Origin of the sequence: Actinophytocola xinjiangensis, assembly GCF_001921215.1 — a bacterium.
Classification (GTDB): Bacteria; Actinomycetota; Actinomycetes; order Mycobacteriales; family Pseudonocardiaceae; genus Actinophytocola; species Actinophytocola xinjiangensis.
In genome coordinates, this window is sequence record NZ_MSIF01000023.1 from 96,009 (window position 1) to 114,457 (window position 18,449).

Here is an 18,449-nt window from a genome sequence, read left to right on the forward strand (position 1 = left end):
GGTGTCCTCTCTACCCTGCCTGGGACCGGTCGGCGGCCTCGCGGTCCCATGTGGACGGTGTGATGCCGCGTTCGCCCTGGGCGCGCAACCGGTACTTGGCGACCTTGTCGGTCGGGGTGCGCGGCAGCGCGTCGACGAACTCGACGTAGCGCGGCACCATGAACCTCGGCAGCCGCTCGACACAGAACTCGATCAGCTCCTCGTGACCCAGGGTGGCGCCGGGGCGCAGCACCACGGCCAGCTTCACGTCCTCGTCCTCCAGCTCCGATGGCACCCCGATGGCGGCGCTCTCCAGGATCGCCGGGTGCAGGTTGACCTCGCACTCCAGGTCGAACGCGGAGATGTTCTCCCCGCGCCGGCGGATGGAGTCCTTCATCCGGTCGAGGAAGAAGAAGTAGCCGTCCTCGTCGCGCCACACCTTGTCGCCGGTGTGGAACCACAGGTTGCGGAAGGTCTGCGCGGTGGCCTCCGGCGCGCCGTAGTAGCCGGAGGTGATCACGTGCGGCTGCTTGGGCCGCAGCACCAGCTCACCCGGCTCACCGGGGCCGACCTCACGGTCGTGCTCGTCGACCACCGCCGCGTCGAACCGTTCGGAGTGGACGGTGCCGCAGGAGCCGAGACGCCACTGGCCGTAGGGGCTGGCGATCGCGATACCGGCCTCGGTGCTGGTGTAGGTCTCCACCGACCGCACGCCGAACCGCTCCCGCAGCGGCTCGTCGAGCACGGACTTGCCCATGTAGAACATCTCCAGCGGGTGGTCGCGGTCCCGCGGCGTCGGCTCGCGGTTGAGCAGGATCGGGATCATCGAGAACACGCTCATCGCGACCTTGGCGTCGAAGAACCGCACGTCGTCCCAGAACCGCGACGCGCTGAACTTCTCCACCACGGCCAACGCGCCGCCGCCCAGCAACGCCGACATCATGCCGTCCCACAGCCCGGCGGCGTGGAACAGCGGCAGCGGGCAGTAGATCGTCTTTCCCCACCGGTCCAGGAAGTTCAGCGAGTCGTAGGCACAGGTGAGCGCGAGCGCGTGCGAGCACATCGCGCCCTTGGACGGCCCGGTCGTGCCCGACGTGTACATGATCGCCTGGAGGTCGTCGAACGCGACCCCGGCGCGCGGTTCCTCGTCGCCGTGGTCGAGCAGCGACCGGTAGGACACCACCGGCCGGCCCGCCACCGGCTCGCCGTCGTCACGCACCACCAGCCTGGTCAACGCGGTCAGCTGGTCGATCACCGGCGGCAACCTGTCCACAAAGGACGAGTCGATGACCAGGGTGGTCGAGTCCGAGCTGGCCAGCACGTGGCGCAGCAACTCGCCGCGCAACGCCGTGTTGACCGGTACCGCGACCGCCCCGATCCGGGCGAGCGCGAAGATCGTCGGGACGAACTCCGGACAGTTCGGTAACATCACCGCGACGTGGTCACCCTTGCCGACACCGAGCGAGATCAGCCCCTGGGCCACCCGGTTGGACATCGCGTGCACGTCGCCATAGGTCAACTCGCCGTCGCGGAACTTCAGGAACGGCTCGGCCCCATGGGTTTCCGACCTTGACCGGAGTACGTCGCCGAGTACGAAGCTCTCCAACGTCTCCTTGCGCATGACACCTCCGCCTGGCGCCCCCGCACGCCAGACGCGGCGCGGCCAGGTGTGCACCGCGCTGGCAGCCGAGGCTTGCACCGTCACTCCATCCGAACACGAAACGGACGGCGGCGCCACCCTCGGGTGATCTCTGCCTCCTACCGGCAGAGTGATCGCCGCAGGTCAGACGGGCGCGCGTCGCCCGGTCGCGCTCACCATCAACCACGTGTAGTCGACGAAGGAAGGGTTGTCGTAGGCCGCGTACGCCTCGCTCAGGTCCTGCTCGGTGACCGCGCCGGTCTCCAACGCCGTGGTCTCGACCAGCCCCAGCGTCGCCGCCATCCACGCCGCCATCGGCGAGCCGCCCCGGATGGCCGCCAGGTGCCCGTCGGCGTGACAGTCGACCAGGCCCGCGGCCTCCAGCGGCAGCGGCAGCCGCCGCGCCCACAGCGAGTCGGTGCCCACCGTCTCGCCGAGCACCGAGGACACCGCGCCCAGGCAGCGTGCCACCGCCGGCACGCTCGACAGGTCCGGCACGGGACTGGCCGACTCGACCAGCAGCCAGCCCCCGGGCCGCAGCCAGGAAGCCAACCGGGCCAACGTCCTCTCCCGCTCCACGACGTGTTCGAGCACCAGCCGGGTGTGGATCAGGTCGAACTCGCCCGGCTGCTCGTCGACGGTCACGTCGTGGCGCAGCACCCGGATGCCGGTCTCGGCGAGCGGGGCGAGGAAGTCGGTACTGAGGTCGGTGGCGGTGACGTGCGCGGCGCCGGCCCGGCGCGCCAGCGACCGGGCCACCGAACCGGCCCCGGCGCCGACCTCCAGGCAGTCCCACCCGGGTCTGACCCCGGCGCGGTCGATCAGCGCGACGCTCCCCGGGTCGAACGCCTCCTGCAACAGTCGCAGCCGTTCGTGTTCGGTTGGCTCGGTAGTGGCAACGTAGGTAGCCCAGTTGGGGGTTTCGGTCTGTGACATGAGCGCCGATGGTAACGCTGATGACCAGTCAGTTGTCTACAACGGGCGACCGAATGATTGCGGCTCGTACCCGTCCCAGGTCACGTTTACATCCGATGTCTTACTGCTTAGAGTCCGAGATCAGGAGAGATTAGGGTTGAGGCGCCACGGCCGGTGGTAGCCGGGTTCCTGGACGAGGAGCGTATGTCTTGCGGTTGATGCGAGTGGGCGCCGCCGGCGCCGAGCGCCCGGTGGTGCTGGACGACCTGGACCGGGCCTTCGACCTGTCCGGCCTGACCAGCGACCTCGACGGGGACTTCCTCGCCGTGGACGGCGTCGCCAGGACCCGCCAGGCCCTGGCCGCCGGGTCGCTGCCCGAGACCACGATCGACGGCGAGCGGATCGGCGCGCCGATCGCCCGGCCGCCGTCGGTGGTCTGCGTCGGCATGAACTACGCCGCGCACGCCGCCGAGTCCGGCGCCGAGCCCCCCGCCCAGCCGGTGCTGTTCTTCAAACACCCCAACACCGTGGTCGGCCCCTACGACCAGGTGCTGGTGCCCCGGGGCGCCACCAAGGTCGACTGGGAGGTGGAGCTGGCGGTGGTGATCGGCCGCCGCGCCCGCTACGTCGACCTCGACGACGCGCTCTCCCACGTCGCCGGCTACACCGTGTCCAACGACGTCTCCGAGCGGCACTTCCAGCTCGACCCGGCCGTCTCGGGCGGACAGTGGGGCAAGGGCAAGTGCTGCGAGACGTTCAACCCGCTCGGCCCCTGGCTGGTGCCCGCCGACGAGGTCGACCCGGCGGCGCTGGGCCTGCGCTCGTTCGTCAACGGTGAGCCGCGCCAGGACTCGACCACCGCCGACATGCTCTTCGGCGTCGCCGAACTGGTCGCCCACATCAGCCAGTTCATGGTGCTGGAGCCGGGCGACCTGCTCAACACCGGAACCCCGCAGGGCGTCGCGCTCTCCGGCCGGTTCCCGTACCTTTCCGTCGACGACGTCATGGAGATCGAGATCGACGGGCTCGGCAGACAGCGTCAGGTACTCGCCAAGGCCTGATCCCGGCGTTCCGACAGGGCGTTCCGACAGGGCTGAGGAGGCGCGGGTGACCACGCGGGTGGCGTTGATGGCCACATGCCTGACCGACACGTTCTACCCGGACACCGCGCGCGCGGTGGTGCGCCTGCTGGAGCGGCTCGGGTGCGTGGTGGACTTCCCGAAGGGCCAGACCTGCTGCGGCCAGATGCACTACAACACCGGCTACCGGCGGGAGGCGGCCACGCTCGCGCGCCGCACCGCCAAGGCGTTCGCCGGCCACGACGCGGTGGTCGCGCCGTCGGGCTCGTGCGCCGGCATGGTCCGCGACCTCTACCCCGGCCTGTCCCGGCTGACCGTGGGCGTGGCCGACCGGACCTACGAGCTCTCGGAGTTCCTGGTCGACGTGCTCGGCGTGACCGACGTCGGCGCCTACTTCCCGCACCGGGTCACCTACCACCCGACCTGCCACTCGTTACGGGTCCTCGGGGTGGGTGACAAGCCGCTGCGACTGTTACGCGCGGTGCGCGGGCTGGAGCTGGTGGAACTCTCGGCGCCGGAGTCGTGCTGCGGGTTCGGCGGCACGTTCGCGGTGAAGAACGCCGACACCTCGACGGCGATGCTGGCCGACAAGATGCGCGACGTGCTCGACACCGGTGCGCGGGTACTCACCGCCGGTGACAACTCCTGCCTGATGCACATCGGCGGTGGCCTGTCCCGGCTCAGCACCGGGGTGCGGGCGCTGCACCTGGCGGAGATCCTGGCCAGCACGGAGGAGGAGCCATGGGCCGCAACCCCGTGACCTGGCTGGGCAGCCCGGCCTTCCCGTCCGCCGCGCGCACCGCGCTGGCCGACGTGCAGCTGCGCGGCAACCTTGCCCACGCCACCGGCACGATCCGGGGCAAGCGGGCGGCGGCGGTGGCCGAGCTGCCGGACTGGGAGCGGCTGCGGCTGGCCGGCGAGGCGATCAAGGACGACGTCCTGGCGAACCTGGACACCTACCTGACCAGGCTGGAGTCGCAGGTCAGGGCGCGTGGGGGAGTGGTGCACTGGGCGCGCGACGCCGCCGAGGCGAACGCGATCGTGCTGCGGTTGGTGCGCGAGGCGCAGGCCTCCGAGGTGGTCAAGGTCAAGTCGATGGCCACGGCGGAGATCGGGCTCAACGAGGCGTTGGCGGAGGGCGGCGTCTCGGCCATCGAGACAGATCTCGCCGAGCTGATCGTGCAACTCGGTGACGACCGCCCCTCGCACATCCTCGTCCCCGCCATCCACCGCAACCGCGCCGAGATCCGCGACATCTTCCGGGCCACCATGCCGCACGCCGCGCAGGTGTCCGACCGCCCGGCCGACCTCGCCGAGGCCGCCCGCGCCCACCTGCGGAGCAAGTTCCTCACCGCGAAGGTCGCCATCTCCGGCGCCAACTTCGCCGTCGCCGACACCGGCTCGGTCGTCGTCGTCGAATCCGAGGGCAACGGTCGGATGTGTCTGACCCTGCCGGACACGCTGATCACCGTCATGGGCCTGGAGAAAGTCGTACCGACCTGGCGCGACCTGGAGGTCTTCCTCCAACTGCTGCCCCGCTCCTCCACCGCCGAACGAATGAACCCCTACACCTCCGTGTGGACCGGAGTCACCCCCGGCGACGGGCCCCGCGCGTTTCACCTGGTGCTGCTGGACAACGGCCGCACCGCCACCCTCGCCGACCGCGTCGGCCGCCAGGCCCTGCGCTGCATCCGCTGCTCGGCCTGCCTGAACGTGTGCCCGGTCTACGAACGCACCGGCGGCCAGGCCTACGGCTCGGTCTACCCCGGCCCGATCGGCGCCATCCTCACCCCCCAGCTGGGCGCGGGCACCGACGACGGCCCGACCGGCAAACTGCTGCGCTCCCTGCCCTACGCGTCGTCACTGTGCGGGGCGTGCTTCGAGGTGTGCCCGGTGCGCATCGACATCCCCGAGGTGCTGGTGCACCTGCGCAACAGAACCGTCCAGGAGAAACCCGCCTACGACCCGGAGGCGGTCGCCATGGCCGCCGCGTCCTGGGTGATGGCCTCCCCGCGCCGCTTCCGCCTCGCCCAGCGCCTGCTGGGCCCGCTGCGGCTGCTGGCGCGCGGCGGACGGATCCGGCGGCTGCCCTGGCCGGCGTCGCGCTGGACCGACTCGCGGGACGTGCCGGCGCCGCCGAAGGAGACGTTCTCGGCGTGGTGGCGGAGGACCCGTGGCTGACCCGCGCGAGGTCGTGCTGCGCCGCATCCGCGCCGCCCTGGCCGACTCCCCGCCGGTGCCGCCGGTCGTGCGCGACTACGAGGTCGCCCGCGACGTCGGTGACGTGCTCGACCTGTTCGCCGAGCGGGTCGCCGACTACCGGGCGGTGGTCCGGCGGGTGCGCGTCGAGGCGCTGCCGGTCGAGATCGAGGCGTCGCTGCGCGCCCGGGGCGCCCGGCGGCTGGTGGCGCCGGTGGACCTGCCCGGCTGGTGGCGCGGCGGTGAGGTGGTGTGGTCGCTGGACGGGCCGGCACACCCGCTGTCGGTGCGGGCGCTGGACCGGGCCGACGGGGTGCTCACCGGGTGCGCGGTGGCCATCGCCGAGACCGGCACGATCGTGCTCGACGCCGGGCCGGCACAGGGCCGGCGGGCACTGACGCTGCTGCCCGACTACCACCTGTGCGTGGTGCGGGCCGACCAGATCGTGGGTACGGTCCCCGAGGCGATCGCCCGGTTGGACCCGGTGCGTCCACTCACGTTCGTCAGCGGACCCTCCGCGACCAGCGACATCGAGCTGGATCGGGTGGAGGGCGTGCACGGCCCCCGCAACCTTGAGGTACTGATCGCCCACTGATCGTCTACTGATCGGATCAATGCTTGGTCCGTCTGGTGGGTGCGCTGGATTCTGCGGCCCGGATCGGGTATACATCGGATGTCTGATCGAGGGTGTGTGGAAGGGGGCGCGGCCCGTGGCGCGCATTGTCGGTCTGGACGTACTCGACGTACGGTTCCCGACCTCTCGGGAACTGGACGGCTCGGACGCGATGAACCCGGACCCGGACTACTCCGCGGCCTACGTGGTGCTGCGCACCGACGAGGGCCCCGACGGCTACGGCCTGGCGTTCACCATCGGCCGGGGCAACGACGTGCAGGCCGCCGCCATCGGCGCGCTGGCCCCCATGGTCGTCGGACGGTCCACACCGGACACCCCGGCCGAGCTGGCCGCACTGTCCGCCGAACTGGTCGGCGACTCCCAGTTCCGTTGGCTTGGCCCGGAGAAGGGCGTCGCGCACATGGCCGTCGGCGCCGTCGTCAACGCCGCCTGGGACCTCGCCGCCCGCCGCGCCGACAGTCCACTGTGGAGCTTCCTGGCGGCGATGACACCGGAACAGATCGCCGGCCTGGTCGACTTCCGCTACCTGACCGACGTCCTGTCCGAACAGGACGCACTGGACATCCTGCGCGCCGCCGAACCCGGCCGGGCCGAACGCGCCGCGCACCTGCGCTCGGCCGGCTACCGCGCGTACAGCACCAGCGCCGGCTGGCTCGGCTACTCCGACGAGAAACTGGTGCGCCTGGCCAAACAGGCCGTCGCCGACGGCTTCGGCATGCTCAAACTCAAGGTCGGCGGCTCCCTCGACGACGACGTGCGGCGGCTGCGCCTGGCCCGCGAGGCCGTCGGCCCCGACGTGCGGATCGCCGTGGACGCCAACCAACGCTGGGACGTGCCGGTCGCCATCGAGTGGATGCGCGCCCTGGCCCCCTACGACCCGTACTGGATCGAGGAACCCACCTCGCCCGACGACGTCCTCGGCCACCAGGCGATCGCCGCCGCCATCCGCCCTGTCCGGGTCGCCACCGGCGAACACGTGCACAACCGGGTGATGTTCAAACAGTACCTGGCGGCCGGTGCCCTCGACGTCCTCCAGATCGACGCCGCCCGGGTCGGCGGCGTCAACGAGAACGTGGCCATCCTGTTACTGGCAGCCAAGTTCGGCGTCCCCGTCTGCCCACACGCCGGCGGCGTCGGCCTGTGCGAACTGGTCCGCCACCTGTCGATGTTCGACTACGTGGCCGTGTCCGGCACCGACGCCGACCGGGCCATCGAATGGGTCGACCACCTGCACGAGCACTTCACCGATCCGGCGATCGTGCGAGGTGGCCGATATCTCGCCCCGACCCAACCGGGTTTCTCCGCCAGGATCCGTGATGAGAGTCTTGAGCGGTACGCCTTTCCCGACGGTCCGGAGTGGAGGGACAATCCCGCATGAGCGACGACTTCGAGGGTTTGCGAGCCGTGGTCACCGGCGGCGCGTCCGGTATCGGCCTGGCCACCGCCAGTGAACTGGCCGCCAGGGGAGCGCGCGTGGCCGTGCTCGACCTGAGCCCCGACGTGTCCCCGCCGCTGACCGGCGTCCGCTGCGACGTCTCCAACGACACCGAGGTCGTGGCGGCCGTGGCCACCGCGGCCACCACCCTCGGCGGCATCGACATCGTCGTCAACAACGCCGGCATCGGCGCCCAGGGCGACGTCACCGCCAACGACGACACCGAATGGCACCGGGTCCTGGACGTCAACGTCCTGGGCATGGCCCGCGTGACCCGAGCCGCCCTCCCGTACCTGCGCGCGTCGACGTCGGCGGCCGTGGTCAACACCTGCTCGATCGCCGCCTGGCAGGGCCTGCCCAACCGCGTCCTCTACTCCGCCAGCAAAGGCGCCGTCCTGGCCATGACCCTCGCGATGGCCACCGACCACCTCGACGACGGCATTCGCATCAACTGCGTCTGCCCCGGCACAGCGGACACCCCGTGGGTGGGCCGCCTCCTCGACTCCGCCACCGACCCGGCCGCCGAACGCGCCGCGCTGGCCGCCCGGCAGCCCATGGGCCGCCTCGTCACCGCCGACGAGGTCGCGAAGGCCATCGCCTACCTGGCGAGCCCACTGTCCAGCTCCACCACCGGCACAGCCCTCGCGGTGGACGGCGGAATGTACGGCCTGCGCCCACGGCCGAGGTCCTGACCCATGCCCGAACCCGGAGGCCCCACCCCGGCATCCGGACCCGCCACGACACCGGCCGCTCCCCGGCACCGCCCGCCCCCTGACACTCGCGGCCGAAGTTGTCCACAGCCGCCCCACGACCCCCCCAAACCGTCGGTCTCCTCGACTAGCCTGGAAATCGGGGGGCCCCCGCGGGCCAGGGCGGAAAGTAGGCGGTCAGTCGGCTCGGCCTCGGTCGTCGGTGGCGGTCTGGTGGAGGCGCCCGTTCGCTCGTCGGCCAGCGCCTGGCAGCGCTGTGCTTGTGGTGGTGGGTCTTCCGTTCGCGGCCGGAGTTGTCCACAGCCGCTCCACGACCCCTCCGAACCGTCGGTCCCTTCGACTAGCCTGGAAATCGGGGGGCCCCCGCGGGCCAAGGCGGAAGGAAGCCCGGCGGCTGGCTCGACTTCGGTTGGGGACGGCGGTCGGGTGGGCGTGTTCGTCCGTTGGGGTCGCTCGTCAGCCAGCGCCTGGCAGCCCGGTGCTCGTGGTGGTGGGTCTTCCGTTCGCGGCCGAAGTTGTCCACAGCCGCCCCGCGGCCCCTCCACACCGTCGGTCCTCTCGACTAGCGTGGAAATCGGGGGGCCCCCGCGCCCCGAAGGCGAACCAGGGCAGCTCGCGGGGACAGGTGGCCTGGTCGGAGGGCTTGGTGGGCCGTCAGCTCCTGCCCCGGACACCCCGCCCCCGGCAGCCGCCAGCCCGGGTCGGCTACTCCTCCTCCGCGACCCCCAGCGTGTCCCGCAGCCACTGCTCGACCCCCGCCACGTGCACCGTCGCCCACGAGCGGGCCAGTTCGGGCTCCCGGGCGGCGATGGCCTCGTAGATCGCCTGGTGTTGTTCGCGGGTTTTGGCGACGGCGCCTTCCTGGGTCACCCCGCGCCAGATCCGGGCGCGGGTCGTGGGGCCGGAGAGGCTGTCGATGAGTGAGCACAGGACGGGGTTGCCGGAGCCGAGCGCGATGCGGCGGTGGAACTCCAGGTCGTTGGCGACCAGCGCCTCGACGGTCGGCGACTCGTCCAGGCCCTCCAGCAGCGAACCCAGCTCGGTGATGTCGGTGTCGGTCATGCGCAGCGCGGCCATCGCGGTGGCCGCCGGCTCCAGGATCCGCCGCACCACCAGGAAGTCGAGCACGGTGTCGTCGCGGTGGAAGTCGACGACGAAGGTCATCGCGTCGAGGAGGAGTTTGGGTTCGAGGCTGGTGACGTACGTGCCGTCGCCCTGCCGGACGTCGAGGACCCTGATCAGGCACAGCGCCTTGACCGCCTCCCGCAGCGAACTGCGCGACAGGCCCAGCCGGCTCGCCAGGTCCGCCTCCTTCGGCAGCCGGTCGCCCGGCGCCAGCTCGCCGGAGATGATCATGCCCTTGATCTTGTCGATCGCTTCGTCGGTGACCGGCATGGCACGACCCTTCCGCAGACCTCGGATGTTTCTCCCCGCTCAGAGTGCCACGAATGGAGGCCCGATGCGTGTTGCTCTGCACACTCGGCTCAAGCCCGGCAAGGAAACCGAGTACGAACGGGTGCACGCGGTGATCCCAGGCGAACTGGACGTCGCCCTGCGCGACGCCGGCGTTACGTCCTGGCGGATCTGGCGTGACGGCCTCGATCTGTTCCACGTCGTCGAGGTCGAGGACTACGCGGCGATGCGCGCCGCGCTGCGTGAGCACCCGGCCAACGTCGCGTGGCAGGCCACGATGGCCGAGCTGCTCGACGTCGAGGACGACTACTCCGGCAACGACACCGGCCTGTCGCTGGTCTGGGAGCTGCCGTGATCACCCCGCTCGGCCTCGGCTGCGCCCAGCTCGGCAACCTCTACCGCGCGATGTCCGACGACACCGCCGCCGCGATCGTCGACACCGCGTGGGCGCGCGGCATCCGCTACTTCGACACCGCCCCGCACTACGGCCTCGGCCTGTCCGAACGCCGCCTGGGGGCCGCGCTCGCCGCCCGGCCGCGCGACGACTACGTGCTGTCCACAAAGGTCGGCCGGCTGCTGGTGGACAACCCGGGCGGCGAGTCCCGCCGCGACACCGAGGGCTTCGACGTGCCGGCGACCCTCACCCGCCGCCGCGACTACACCCGCGACGGTGTGCTGCGTTCCCTGGAGTCCAGCCTGACCCGCCTCGGCGTCGACCGTGTCGACATCGCCTTCGTCCACGACGCCGAGAACCACGTCGACGAGGCGTTACGCGGCGCGTTACCCGCCCTCGTCGAGCTGCGTGACCAGGGCGTTCTCCGTGGTATCGGCCTCGGCATGAACTTCAACGACGTCCTGAGTCACTTCGTCCGCAACGCGGATGTCGACACCGTCATGATCGCCGGCCGGTACACCCTGCTCGAACAACCGGCCCTCGACGACCTGCTGCCCCTGTGCGCGGAGCGCGGGGTGTCGGTCGTGGCGGCCGGCGTGTTCAACTCCGGCATCCTCGCCTCACCCACCCCCGGCCGCACCTACAACTACAGCGACGCCCCGCGCGACCTGCTGGACCGCGCCACCCGCATCGCCGAGGTCTGCGCCCGCCACCACATCACCCTCCCCGAGGCGGCGATCGCCCTGCCCGGCGCGCACCCGGCCGTGACCAGCGTCGTCCTCGGCGCCAGCTCCCCGAAACAGGTCGAGTCGAACGCCGACCGCGCCGCCGTCGGGGTGCCGACACAGCTGTGGCGCGACCTGGTGGCGGAGGGATTGCTCCGCGCCGACACACCGGTGCCGGAGGAAGTCGGATGATCCGCCGCCGCCCGTGGCCCGACCCGGCCGCGGGGCTGGTTCTGGACAGTGCGCGTCGCGTTGAGAACGGAACGTCCGTGCGTGCGGGTGCCGGTCGCGGGGGCTGCGCAACGGCACCCGAGCAGCCGCCCCCGCGGCGCCTCCACCGACTGTCGCGGCGGGGTTTCCGTTCGTCGGTTCGGAGTCGCGGTGTTGTTGTCGGTTGTGCCGGCGGGGGTGTGACCGACTGTCGCGGCCGGGTTTCCGTTCGTCGTTTCGGAGGGGTGGGGTATCGGTCGGTCTGGCGGGGGTTGCCGTCCGTTGCGCCGGCGGGGGCTCTACCCACTGACGCGACAGGCTCTCCGTCCCTCACTTCAGCGCAGTGGCCATCAGCCGACCGACCGACGCTTCCGCCAGCCACTCTGGCAGGGCCTCCACCAGCTGACCCGACAGCCACCCGCCCCGGATCTCCACCAGCTGACTCGGCGGCGCCTCCATCAGGTACCCCCGAAGCCACCCCGCGACTCCAGCAGCCGCCTCGCAGCGTCTCCACCCTCCACCCCGCGGCTCCAGCAGCCGCCCCCGCCGCATCTCCACCCTCCACTCCGCGACTTACGCTCCCCCTGGCGCGGGGATCCCCCCGATTTCCATTTTAGTCGTGTGGAGCAGGGATTTTGCGGTTGTTGTTGGTGGCTGTGGACAACCGCGGTCGCGAGTGGAAGGACGGGTCGTGTCCGTCGGGGCGTCTGAGGAGGGTTTGTGAGCATCGTTGACGCGCACCATCATCTGTGGGATCCGGCGCGGCGGGACTATCCGTGGATGGCCGGCGACGCGCTGGCCCCGCTGCGCCGCCCCTTCACCCTTGATGACCTGCGGCGGGAGGCCGCCCGACCACCGGGGGTGCGGGCCACTGTCCTGGTGCAGACCGTGTCCTCGGCCGAGGAGACCGAGGAGTTCCTGGCGGTTGCCGACGCGTCGGGCGGGCTGGTCGCCGGGGTGGTCGGCTGGGCCGCGCTGACCGACCCGGCCCTCGGGGAGCGGCTCGCGCGGTTACGCACCCTGCCCGGCGGTGACCGGCTCGTCGGGCTGCGGCACCAGGCCGAGGACGAGCCCGATCCGGGTTGGCTGGTGCGGTCGGACGTCCGGCGCGGGCTGGCGACCGTCGCCGAGGCCGGGTTGGTGTACGACCTGCTGGTCCGGCCGCCGCAGTGGGCGGCGGCGGTGGAAGTGACCGGATCGTTGCCCGAGGTCCCGTTCGTGCTCGATCACGCGGGGAAGCCGCCGGTCGCGAGCGGCGAGTTCGGGCCGTGGGCGGCGATGATCAGCCGGCTCGCCGAGCGGCCCAACGTGTCCTGCAAGCTGTCCGGCCTGGTCACCGAGGCCGACTGGACGTCGTGGCGGGTCGCGGAGGTGCGGCCCTATGCCGAGCACGTGCTGTCGTGCTTCGGGCCGGAGCGGGTCATGTTCGGGTCCGACTGGCCCGTGTGTGAGCTCGCGGCAAGTTACGGTCAGGTCACGGCCACGGCCGCCGACCTGACCGACGCCCTCACCCCGACCGAACGGGAAGCCGTGTTCGCCACGACCGCCACCACCGTCTACGGCCTGCGATGACCCCGGACCTGACCCCCGAGGACGTCACGCTGGACCAGCTGACGACCGACCCGCACCCGGTGCTGGCCCGGCTGCGCGCCGACCACCCGGTCGCCTGGGTCCCGGCGCTGGGCGGCTGGCTGGTGACCAGCCACGACCTGGCCGTCGCCGTGATGCGCGACCCGTCGACGTTCACCGTCGACGACCCCCGGTTCTCGACCGCGCGGGTCGTCGGCCCCAGCATGCTCTCGCTCGACGGCGCCGAGCACACCCGCCACCGCGCGCCGTTCCTGCCGCCGTTCCGCCCCGCGCCCGTGCGCGACCGGTTCACCCCCTTCCTCGACACCACCGCCCAGGCCCTCGCCGACGCCCTCCCCCCGAACGAGGCCGAACTGCGCTCCGCCTACGCCGGCCCCCTGGCCGTGGCGGTCGTCGCCGACGCCCTCGGCCTGGTCGGGGTGGACGCCGCGACCGTCCTGTCCTGGTACGAGACGATCGTCGACTCCGTGTCGGCCGTCACCGCCGGCGGCCCACCGACCGACGCCGGCGAGTGCGCCTACGCACAACTCCGCACCGCCGTCGCCACCTCGACGACACCACCGGCCGTCGGCCCTGAGCCGACCGCGGACTCGCGCACGACTCCGGCCAACGGTCCTGAGCCGGCCGCCGACGCGCGTGCGACTCCGGCCGACGATGCGCCCGGCGGCGAGGCTCCCGGAGAGGGTGATCCGCGGACAGGTTCGCTGGCCGGCGGTTCGGAACCGGGCTCGTGTCCGCGAGGCGCCGGTCGTCCGTCCGGGGCGGGGGAGAGCACGCCGGGGGGCGCCGGCGCGCATTCCGTTCTGGTCGCCGCGTCCGCCACGCTCACCGAGGCCGAGGTCGTCGCCAATGCCGCCGTGCTCATGTTCGGTGGGATCGACACCACCGCCGGCATGATCACCAACCTGGTCCGGCATCTGCTGCTGCACCGCGCCGAACTGACCCCCGGTGCCGTCGAGGAGTCGTTGCGGCTGGAGCCGGCCGCCGCCGTCGTCGACCGGTACGCGACCCGGGACGTCGAACTCGGCGGCGCGTCGGTGAAGGCCGGGGACCTGGTCGTGGTCTCGATCGCCGGGGCCAACCGTGATCCGGCGGTGTTCACCGACCCGGACACCTTCGATCCCTTGCGCCCCAACGCCCGGCAGCATCTGGCGTTCGCGCAGGGGCCGCATTTCTGTCTGGGCGCACGGCTTGCCCGCGCCGAGACGACGATCGCCGCGCGCACACTGTTCGACCGGCTTCCCGGGCTTCGGCTGGTCGCCGACGACCCGCCGCGCGGGCTGGTGTTCCGCCGGCCGCCGGCGCTGCGGGTCGGTTACGACCGTTAGGCGGCGGCGGACATCGCGCGGAACAGGACCTGCTGGTTGCCGTCGACCCAGCTGAGTTTGTAGACGATCGACCGGATCCGCCAGCCGGCGGCGGTGCGGGTCAGCGCCATGTCGTAGGTGCCGCCGGAGGTCCACAGTGGGGAGCCGTGCGGGTTGGTCAGCCGGTGGACGCCGACGACGTTGGACGTCGCCCGTCCCTCATCGCCACTGACGGTGACCAGGACGTTGGTGATCAGGTGTTGGGTGGCCTCCAGACCGGACATGGTGCGGCGCCAAGAGCCCTGGGCGGTCGTGCTCAGCAGCTGGTCGACGGTCCCCGAGCGCGGTTCGCCGCCCCAGAGGTCGGTGTAGTCGGTGTACACCTGCTCGGTGAACAGTCCGCGCAGCCCGTCCCAGTCGCGGCGGTCCAGGTACCAGCCCATGCGGACCACGGTGTCGGTGATCTCCGCCCGATCCTCAGGAGTCATGCCGCCAGTGTGCGGCAGGTCGCTCGAAACCCGGTCAACGCCGCGGTTTCCCCACCGGCCGGCCCGTAGGGTGGGCGGGACAGGGCGCGAGGACAAGGAGCGGTGATGGTGTTCGCTGGACTGGCCGACGGCGGCGGGCGGCCCGCGCTGCGTTTCCCCGACGCCGAACTCACCTACGGTGAGCTGGCTTCTCTGGCCGCCGGTCTCGCCGACGCGCTGGCCGGGTGCCGTCGGGTCGCGGTCTTCGCCACCCCCACGATCGAGACGTGTGTGGCGGTGGTCGGCGCGCTGGTCGCGGGGGTCGCGGTGGTGCCGATCAACCCGCGCAGCGGCGAACGGGAACTCCAGCACATCGTCACCGACAGTCAGCCTGACGCGGTGCTGTCCGTCCCTGGGGAGGAACTTCCGGGGCCCCTGGGTGACCTGCGGCGACTGCCCGTGACGCTGGCGGCGGCGCCCGGCACGCTCACCCCGGTCGACCGTGACGGGGAGACGCCCGCGTTCGTCATCTACACCTCCGGCACCACCGGCCCGCCCAAGGGCGTCGTGCTGCCGCTGCGGGCGGTCACCTCCAACCTGGACGCCCTGGCCGACGCGTGGGCATGGACAGCGGCCGACGTGCTGGTCCACGGTCTGCCGTTGTTCCATGTACACGGCCTGATCCTGGGGGTCGTCGGGCCGCTGCGGCGCGGCGGAACCCTGCGCCACCTGGGCCGTTTCGACACCGCGGCCCTCGGCGCCGCGCTCGCTGGCGACGCCACGATGGCCTTCGGTGTGCCCACCATGTATCAGCGCTTGGTCGCCGACTGCGAGGCCGACCCGGACCTGGCGCGCGCCGTCGGCGGCGCTCGTCTGCTGGTGTCCGGCTCGGCCGCGCTGCCCGCCACCGTCCACCAGCGCCTCACCGCCGCCACCGGCCAGCGTGTGGTCGAGCGCTACGGCATGACCGAAACCCTGATGAACACCGCCGTGCGCGCCGACGGCGACCGCCGGCCCGGCACGGTCGGCGCGCCACTACCCGGAATTTCCCTGCGCCTGCTGGACGACGCCGGCACCGAACTGTCCGAGATGGACGGTGAAACGGTCGGCGAGATCCACCTGCGCGGCCCCAATCTGTTCCTCGAGTACCTCAACCGCCCCGACGCCACCGCCGCAGCCCTGCGCGAGGGCTGGTTCGCCACCGGCGACATGGCCGTGCGCGACCCCGACGGCTACGTGCGGATCGTCGGGCGCCGGGCCACCGACCTGATCAAGAGCGGCGGCTACAAGATCGGCGCCGGCGAGATCGAGAACATCCTGCTCGAACACCCCGCCGTCGCCGAGGCCGCCGTCACCGGCGAACCCGACGAGGACCTCGGCGAACGCATCGTCGCCTGGATCGTGCCCACCGCCGTACGCCCCTCGCCCGACGAGATCGCCGACCACGTCGCCCGACAGTTGGCCCCGCACAAGCGTCCCCGGGTCGTGCGCTACCTGGATGCCCTGCCCCGCAACGACATGGGCAAGATCATGAAACGCGCCCTGACCAGCGCACCTCCCGGCCAGGCCGGGACGCCGCTGCGCCCCGGGGCGTAGTCGCCGCTGGCCCGCTACCCCGCCGGGCGTCGCCGTCCCGGCCCCGCCCGGCGTAGTGGGTCCCGGCCCGGCTCACCCCGTTTGAGCAGGGCGAATGACGCCGCTGAACGGACGCGTCAACCCCCTCCCGACCGCCACTCTGGTGGCGGAGCGAGAGGAGATCCACCGATGACCACGACGCAGGAACGCCCCAACGTCCAGGAGCGGACCCCGACCCGCCGCCCGAACATCATCGTCCGCATCGAGGACGCGTTCACCACCCTGGCCACCCGCATCGGCCACCCCGCGCTGCGCCTGACCCTCGGCCTGACGTTCCTCTGGTTCGGCGCCCTCAAGATCACCAACGACACCCCGGTCGCCGAGTTCGTCGACAACACGGTCAACTGGATCCCGCTGCTGGACGGTGGCTGGTTCGTCCCGTTCCTGGGGGTGGTCGAGGTCCTGCTCGGCGCCGCGCTGGTCGTGAACCGGGGGATGCGGGTCGTGCTGCCGCTGCTGTTCGCGCACCTGTGCGGCACGTTCCTGGCGCTGCTGACCCAGCCGGAGGTGACCTTCAAGGACAGCAACGTCCTCATGCTCACCACCGAGGGCGAGTTCGTCATCAAGAACCTGATCCTGCTCAGCGCCGTCGTCGTCCTCTACGGACTGCGCCGCCGGCCCGCCAGGTGAACCAGCCCGTTCCGTGAGCCCCGCTCGGTCGAGCGGGGCTCACGGGTTTTCCGGTCAGATGTTCTGGCGTCCCTTTTCCGGGGGAGGCGTCGTTGACTGGTCAGTGGATTACCTCTCCGGTCGATTCCTGTGCGGTTCTCCGGGGTGAGCAGTCGATCAGTGAGGTGTGTTGGTAACGACCCTGACCAGGCTCACCGGTGCTGAGTCCTCGTCGGCCCTCGAGTGGCCTCCAGCGCGCCTTTGACGTGCCTCCGCCGTGCCTCCGCCGGGGCCCTGGTGGGCCGCTGACGGGTCTTCGGCGGGTCTGAGGGCGCTCTCAGCCAGGAAGGGGGATTATCAGAACAGGATCTCGGCGGACAGGGAGGGAAGCCGATGCGCTTCGGTGAGGTGATGCGGCGCTCCGCGCTGCTGGTACCGGTGGGAGCGGGGGCGGCGCTGGTCGGCGCGGGCTGGCAGGTGCCGGCCGCGGTCGGGGGTCGTCCGGCGGGGCAGCGGCTGGCGAGGATGCAGGCCTCACCCCAGTTCCACGACGGTGTCTTCCACAACCCGGTCCCGGCCGGGATGGCCGAGCCGTCCGGCGGCATGATGCGCGAGTTGATCGCCGGCAGGCAGCGTCGCCGGCCCGCCGCGCCGATCCCGCTGCGGGTCCCGGACTTCACCCAGCCGACCGACGGCCCGCGCGCGACCTGGCTCGGCCACGCGACCGTCCTGGTGGAACTCGACGGGCGGCGGATCCTGTTCGATCCGATGTGGAGCGAGCGCGCGTCACCCTCGACCGTCGTCGGGCCGCGTCGGCTGCACCCCGTGCCGGTCGCGCTGGCCGACCTGCCGCCGGTGGACGCCGTGGTCATCTCGCACGACCACTACGACCACCTCGACATGTCGACAATTCGCCGGATCGCCGCGTTGTGGCCGGCGACCCGGTTCGTCGTGCCGCTGGGGGTGGGCGCGCACCTGGAGCGCTGGCGGGTGCCGGTCTCGCGCATCGACGAACTCGACTGGGACGAGTCGGCGACCGTCAACGGTGTCGAGCTGACGGCGACGGCCGCGCGGCATTTCTCCGGGCGGCTGCGGCCCGGCGGCAACAACACGCTGTGGGCGTCGTGGGTGGTCACGCGCGCCGGGCACCGCGTCTTCTACACCGGCGACTCGGGATTCTTTGACGGCTACCGGGAGATCGGCGAACGGCACGGGCCGTTCGACGTGACCTTCATTCAGATCGGCGCCTACTCACCGTACTGGCCGGACATCCACATGACACCCGAAGAGGGCATTGCCACGCACCGAGCCGTTCGCGGCGGTTTGCTGGTTCCGGTCCACTGGGGGACGTTCAACCTGGCGATGCACGCCTGGTCCGAACCGGTGGAACGACTCCTGGCCTCGGCAGGAGACATCCAGGTGGCCGTTCCGCGCCCCGGCGAGCCCCTGTCCGTAGCGCACGCCCCTGACCCGGACGGGTGGTGGCGAGAAGTCGCCTGATCGGGTGTT

At 71.6% G+C, this 18,449-nt stretch carries 17 protein-coding genes; 13 read left to right on the forward strand and 4 right to left on the reverse strand.

All coding sequences use genetic code 11. The annotated features are described in order from the left end of the window. Positions 1–10: 10 nt before the first annotated feature. Entirely contained in the window at positions 11–1,600 is a 1,590-nt protein-coding gene (locus BLA60_RS33145; RefSeq protein ID WP_075136988.1) for an AMP-binding protein, read from the reverse strand. 162 nt (positions 1,601–1,762) lie between these two features. Then, positions 1,763–2,554, reverse strand: a complete 792-nt coding sequence (locus BLA60_RS33150) for a class I SAM-dependent methyltransferase (RefSeq protein WP_075136989.1) — start codon at positions 2,552–2,554, stop codon at positions 1,763–1,765. A 188-nt stretch (positions 2,555–2,742) separates the two neighbouring features. On the opposite strand from BLA60_RS33150, the gene BLA60_RS33155 reads away from it, so the two are divergent. The 6 genes from BLA60_RS33155 (at position 2,743) to BLA60_RS33180 (ending at position 8,572) form a co-directional block, all read left to right on the forward strand. Next, on the forward strand, positions 2,743–3,594 hold the full coding sequence (locus BLA60_RS33155) for a fumarylacetoacetate hydrolase family protein (protein WP_075136990.1): 852 nt from the start codon (positions 2,743–2,745) through the stop codon (positions 3,592–3,594). A 67-nt stretch (positions 3,595–3,661) separates the two neighbouring features. Next, entirely contained in the window at positions 3,662–4,372 is a 711-nt protein-coding gene (locus tag BLA60_RS33160) for a (Fe-S)-binding protein (protein WP_075137047.1), read from the forward strand. After that, complete coding sequence (locus BLA60_RS33165; protein ID WP_075136991.1) at positions 4,354–5,793, forward strand: LutB/LldF family L-lactate oxidation iron-sulfur protein; 1,440 nt, start codon at positions 4,354–4,356, stop codon at positions 5,791–5,793. Before BLA60_RS33160 ends, BLA60_RS33165 begins: the two co-directional genes overlap by 19 nt. Further along, entirely contained in the window at positions 5,786–6,406 is a 621-nt protein-coding gene (locus BLA60_RS33170; protein ID WP_075136992.1) for a LutC/YkgG family protein, read from the forward strand. The genes BLA60_RS33165 and BLA60_RS33170 overlap by 8 nt, the downstream gene beginning before the upstream one ends. A gap of 115 nt (positions 6,407–6,521) precedes the next feature. Further along, positions 6,522–7,823 (forward strand): enolase C-terminal domain-like protein, encoded by a 1,302-nt coding sequence (locus BLA60_RS33175; RefSeq protein ID WP_075136993.1) that lies wholly within the window; start codon positions 6,522–6,524, stop codon positions 7,821–7,823. Beyond that, positions 7,820–8,572, forward strand: coding sequence for an SDR family NAD(P)-dependent oxidoreductase (locus BLA60_RS33180; protein ID WP_075136994.1), 753 nt, complete (start codon positions 7,820–7,822; stop codon positions 8,570–8,572). Before BLA60_RS33175 ends, BLA60_RS33180 begins: the two co-directional genes overlap by 4 nt. 723 nt (positions 8,573–9,295) lie before the next feature. On the opposite strand, the gene BLA60_RS33185 is transcribed toward BLA60_RS33180, so the two are convergent. Next, positions 9,296–9,985 (reverse strand): FadR/GntR family transcriptional regulator, encoded by a 690-nt coding sequence (locus BLA60_RS33185; protein ID WP_075136995.1) that lies wholly within the window; start codon positions 9,983–9,985, stop codon positions 9,296–9,298. 64 nt (positions 9,986–10,049) lie between these two features. Between BLA60_RS33185 and BLA60_RS33190 the strand changes: the two genes are divergently transcribed. The 4 genes from BLA60_RS33190 to BLA60_RS44995 all read left to right on the forward strand — a co-directional run bounded on the left by BLA60_RS33190 (position 10,050) and on the right by BLA60_RS44995 (position 14,250). Next, positions 10,050–10,358, forward strand: a complete 309-nt coding sequence (locus tag BLA60_RS33190) for an L-rhamnose mutarotase (RefSeq protein ID WP_075136996.1) — start codon at positions 10,050–10,052, stop codon at positions 10,356–10,358. Next, positions 10,355–11,314, forward strand: a complete 960-nt coding sequence (locus BLA60_RS33195) for an aldo/keto reductase (protein WP_075136997.1) — start codon at positions 10,355–10,357, stop codon at positions 11,312–11,314. Before BLA60_RS33190 ends, BLA60_RS33195 begins: the two co-directional genes overlap by 4 nt. 744 nt (positions 11,315–12,058) lie before the next feature. Beyond that, on the forward strand, positions 12,059–12,904 hold the full coding sequence (locus BLA60_RS33205; protein WP_154814789.1) for an amidohydrolase family protein: 846 nt from the start codon (positions 12,059–12,061) through the stop codon (positions 12,902–12,904). Next, complete coding sequence (locus BLA60_RS44995; protein ID WP_075137000.1) at positions 12,901–14,250, forward strand: cytochrome P450; 1,350 nt, start codon at positions 12,901–12,903, stop codon at positions 14,248–14,250. The genes BLA60_RS33205 and BLA60_RS44995 overlap by 4 nt, the downstream gene beginning before the upstream one ends. Here the strand turns inward: BLA60_RS44995 and BLA60_RS33215 are convergent. After that, positions 14,247–14,717, reverse strand: a complete 471-nt coding sequence (locus BLA60_RS33215) for a nuclear transport factor 2 family protein (protein ID WP_075137001.1) — start codon at positions 14,715–14,717, stop codon at positions 14,247–14,249. The genes BLA60_RS44995 and BLA60_RS33215 overlap by 4 nt on opposite strands. A gap of 105 nt (positions 14,718–14,822) precedes the next feature. Here BLA60_RS33215 and BLA60_RS33220 point away from each other — a divergent pair, with 105 nt between their 5' ends. From BLA60_RS33220 to BLA60_RS33230, 3 genes are all read left to right on the forward strand, one after another. Further along, entirely contained in the window at positions 14,823–16,292 is a 1,470-nt protein-coding gene (locus BLA60_RS33220; protein ID WP_075137002.1) for an acyl-CoA synthetase, read from the forward strand. Positions 16,293–16,460: 168 nt separating this feature from the next. After that, complete coding sequence (locus BLA60_RS33225) at positions 16,461–16,961, forward strand: DoxX family membrane protein (protein ID WP_075137003.1); 501 nt, start codon at positions 16,461–16,463, stop codon at positions 16,959–16,961. Positions 16,962–17,333: 372 nt separating this feature from the next. After that, positions 17,334–18,440: an MBL fold metallo-hydrolase gene (locus tag BLA60_RS33230; RefSeq protein WP_245812308.1), complete on the forward strand. Its 1,107-nt coding sequence runs from the start codon at positions 17,334–17,336 to the stop codon at positions 18,438–18,440. Positions 18,441–18,449 lie beyond the last annotated feature (9 nt).

Coding starts and splice junctions, on each gene's coding strand:
- BLA60_RS33145 (WP_075136988.1), bottom strand. CDS start 1,600: ATGCGCAAGGAGACGTTGGAGAGCTTCGTACTCGGCGACGTACTCCGG.
- BLA60_RS33150 (WP_075136989.1), bottom strand. CDS start 2,554: ATGTCACAGACCGAAACCCCCAACTGGGCTACCTACGTTGCCACTACC.
- BLA60_RS33160 (WP_075137047.1), top strand. CDS start 3,662: ATGGCCACATGCCTGACCGACACGTTCTACCCGGACACCGCGCGCGCG.
- BLA60_RS33165 (WP_075136991.1), top strand. CDS start 4,354: ATGGGCCGCAACCCCGTGACCTGGCTGGGCAGCCCGGCCTTCCCGTCC.
- BLA60_RS33180 (WP_075136994.1), top strand. CDS start 7,820: ATGAGCGACGACTTCGAGGGTTTGCGAGCCGTGGTCACCGGCGGCGCG.
- BLA60_RS33185 (WP_075136995.1), bottom strand. CDS start 9,985: ATGCCGGTCACCGACGAAGCGATCGACAAGATCAAGGGCATGATCATC.
- BLA60_RS33190 (WP_075136996.1), top strand. CDS start 10,050: ATGCGTGTTGCTCTGCACACTCGGCTCAAGCCCGGCAAGGAAACCGAG.
- BLA60_RS44995 (WP_075137000.1), top strand. CDS start 12,901: ATGACCCCGGACCTGACCCCCGAGGACGTCACGCTGGACCAGCTGACG.
- BLA60_RS33215 (WP_075137001.1), bottom strand. CDS start 14,717: ATGACTCCTGAGGATCGGGCGGAGATCACCGACACCGTGGTCCGCATG.
- BLA60_RS33220 (WP_075137002.1), top strand. CDS start 14,823: ATGGTGTTCGCTGGACTGGCCGACGGCGGCGGGCGGCCCGCGCTGCGT.
- BLA60_RS33225 (WP_075137003.1), top strand. CDS start 16,461: ATGACCACGACGCAGGAACGCCCCAACGTCCAGGAGCGGACCCCGACC.
- BLA60_RS33230 (WP_245812308.1), top strand. CDS start 17,334: ATGCGCTTCGGTGAGGTGATGCGGCGCTCCGCGCTGCTGGTACCGGTG.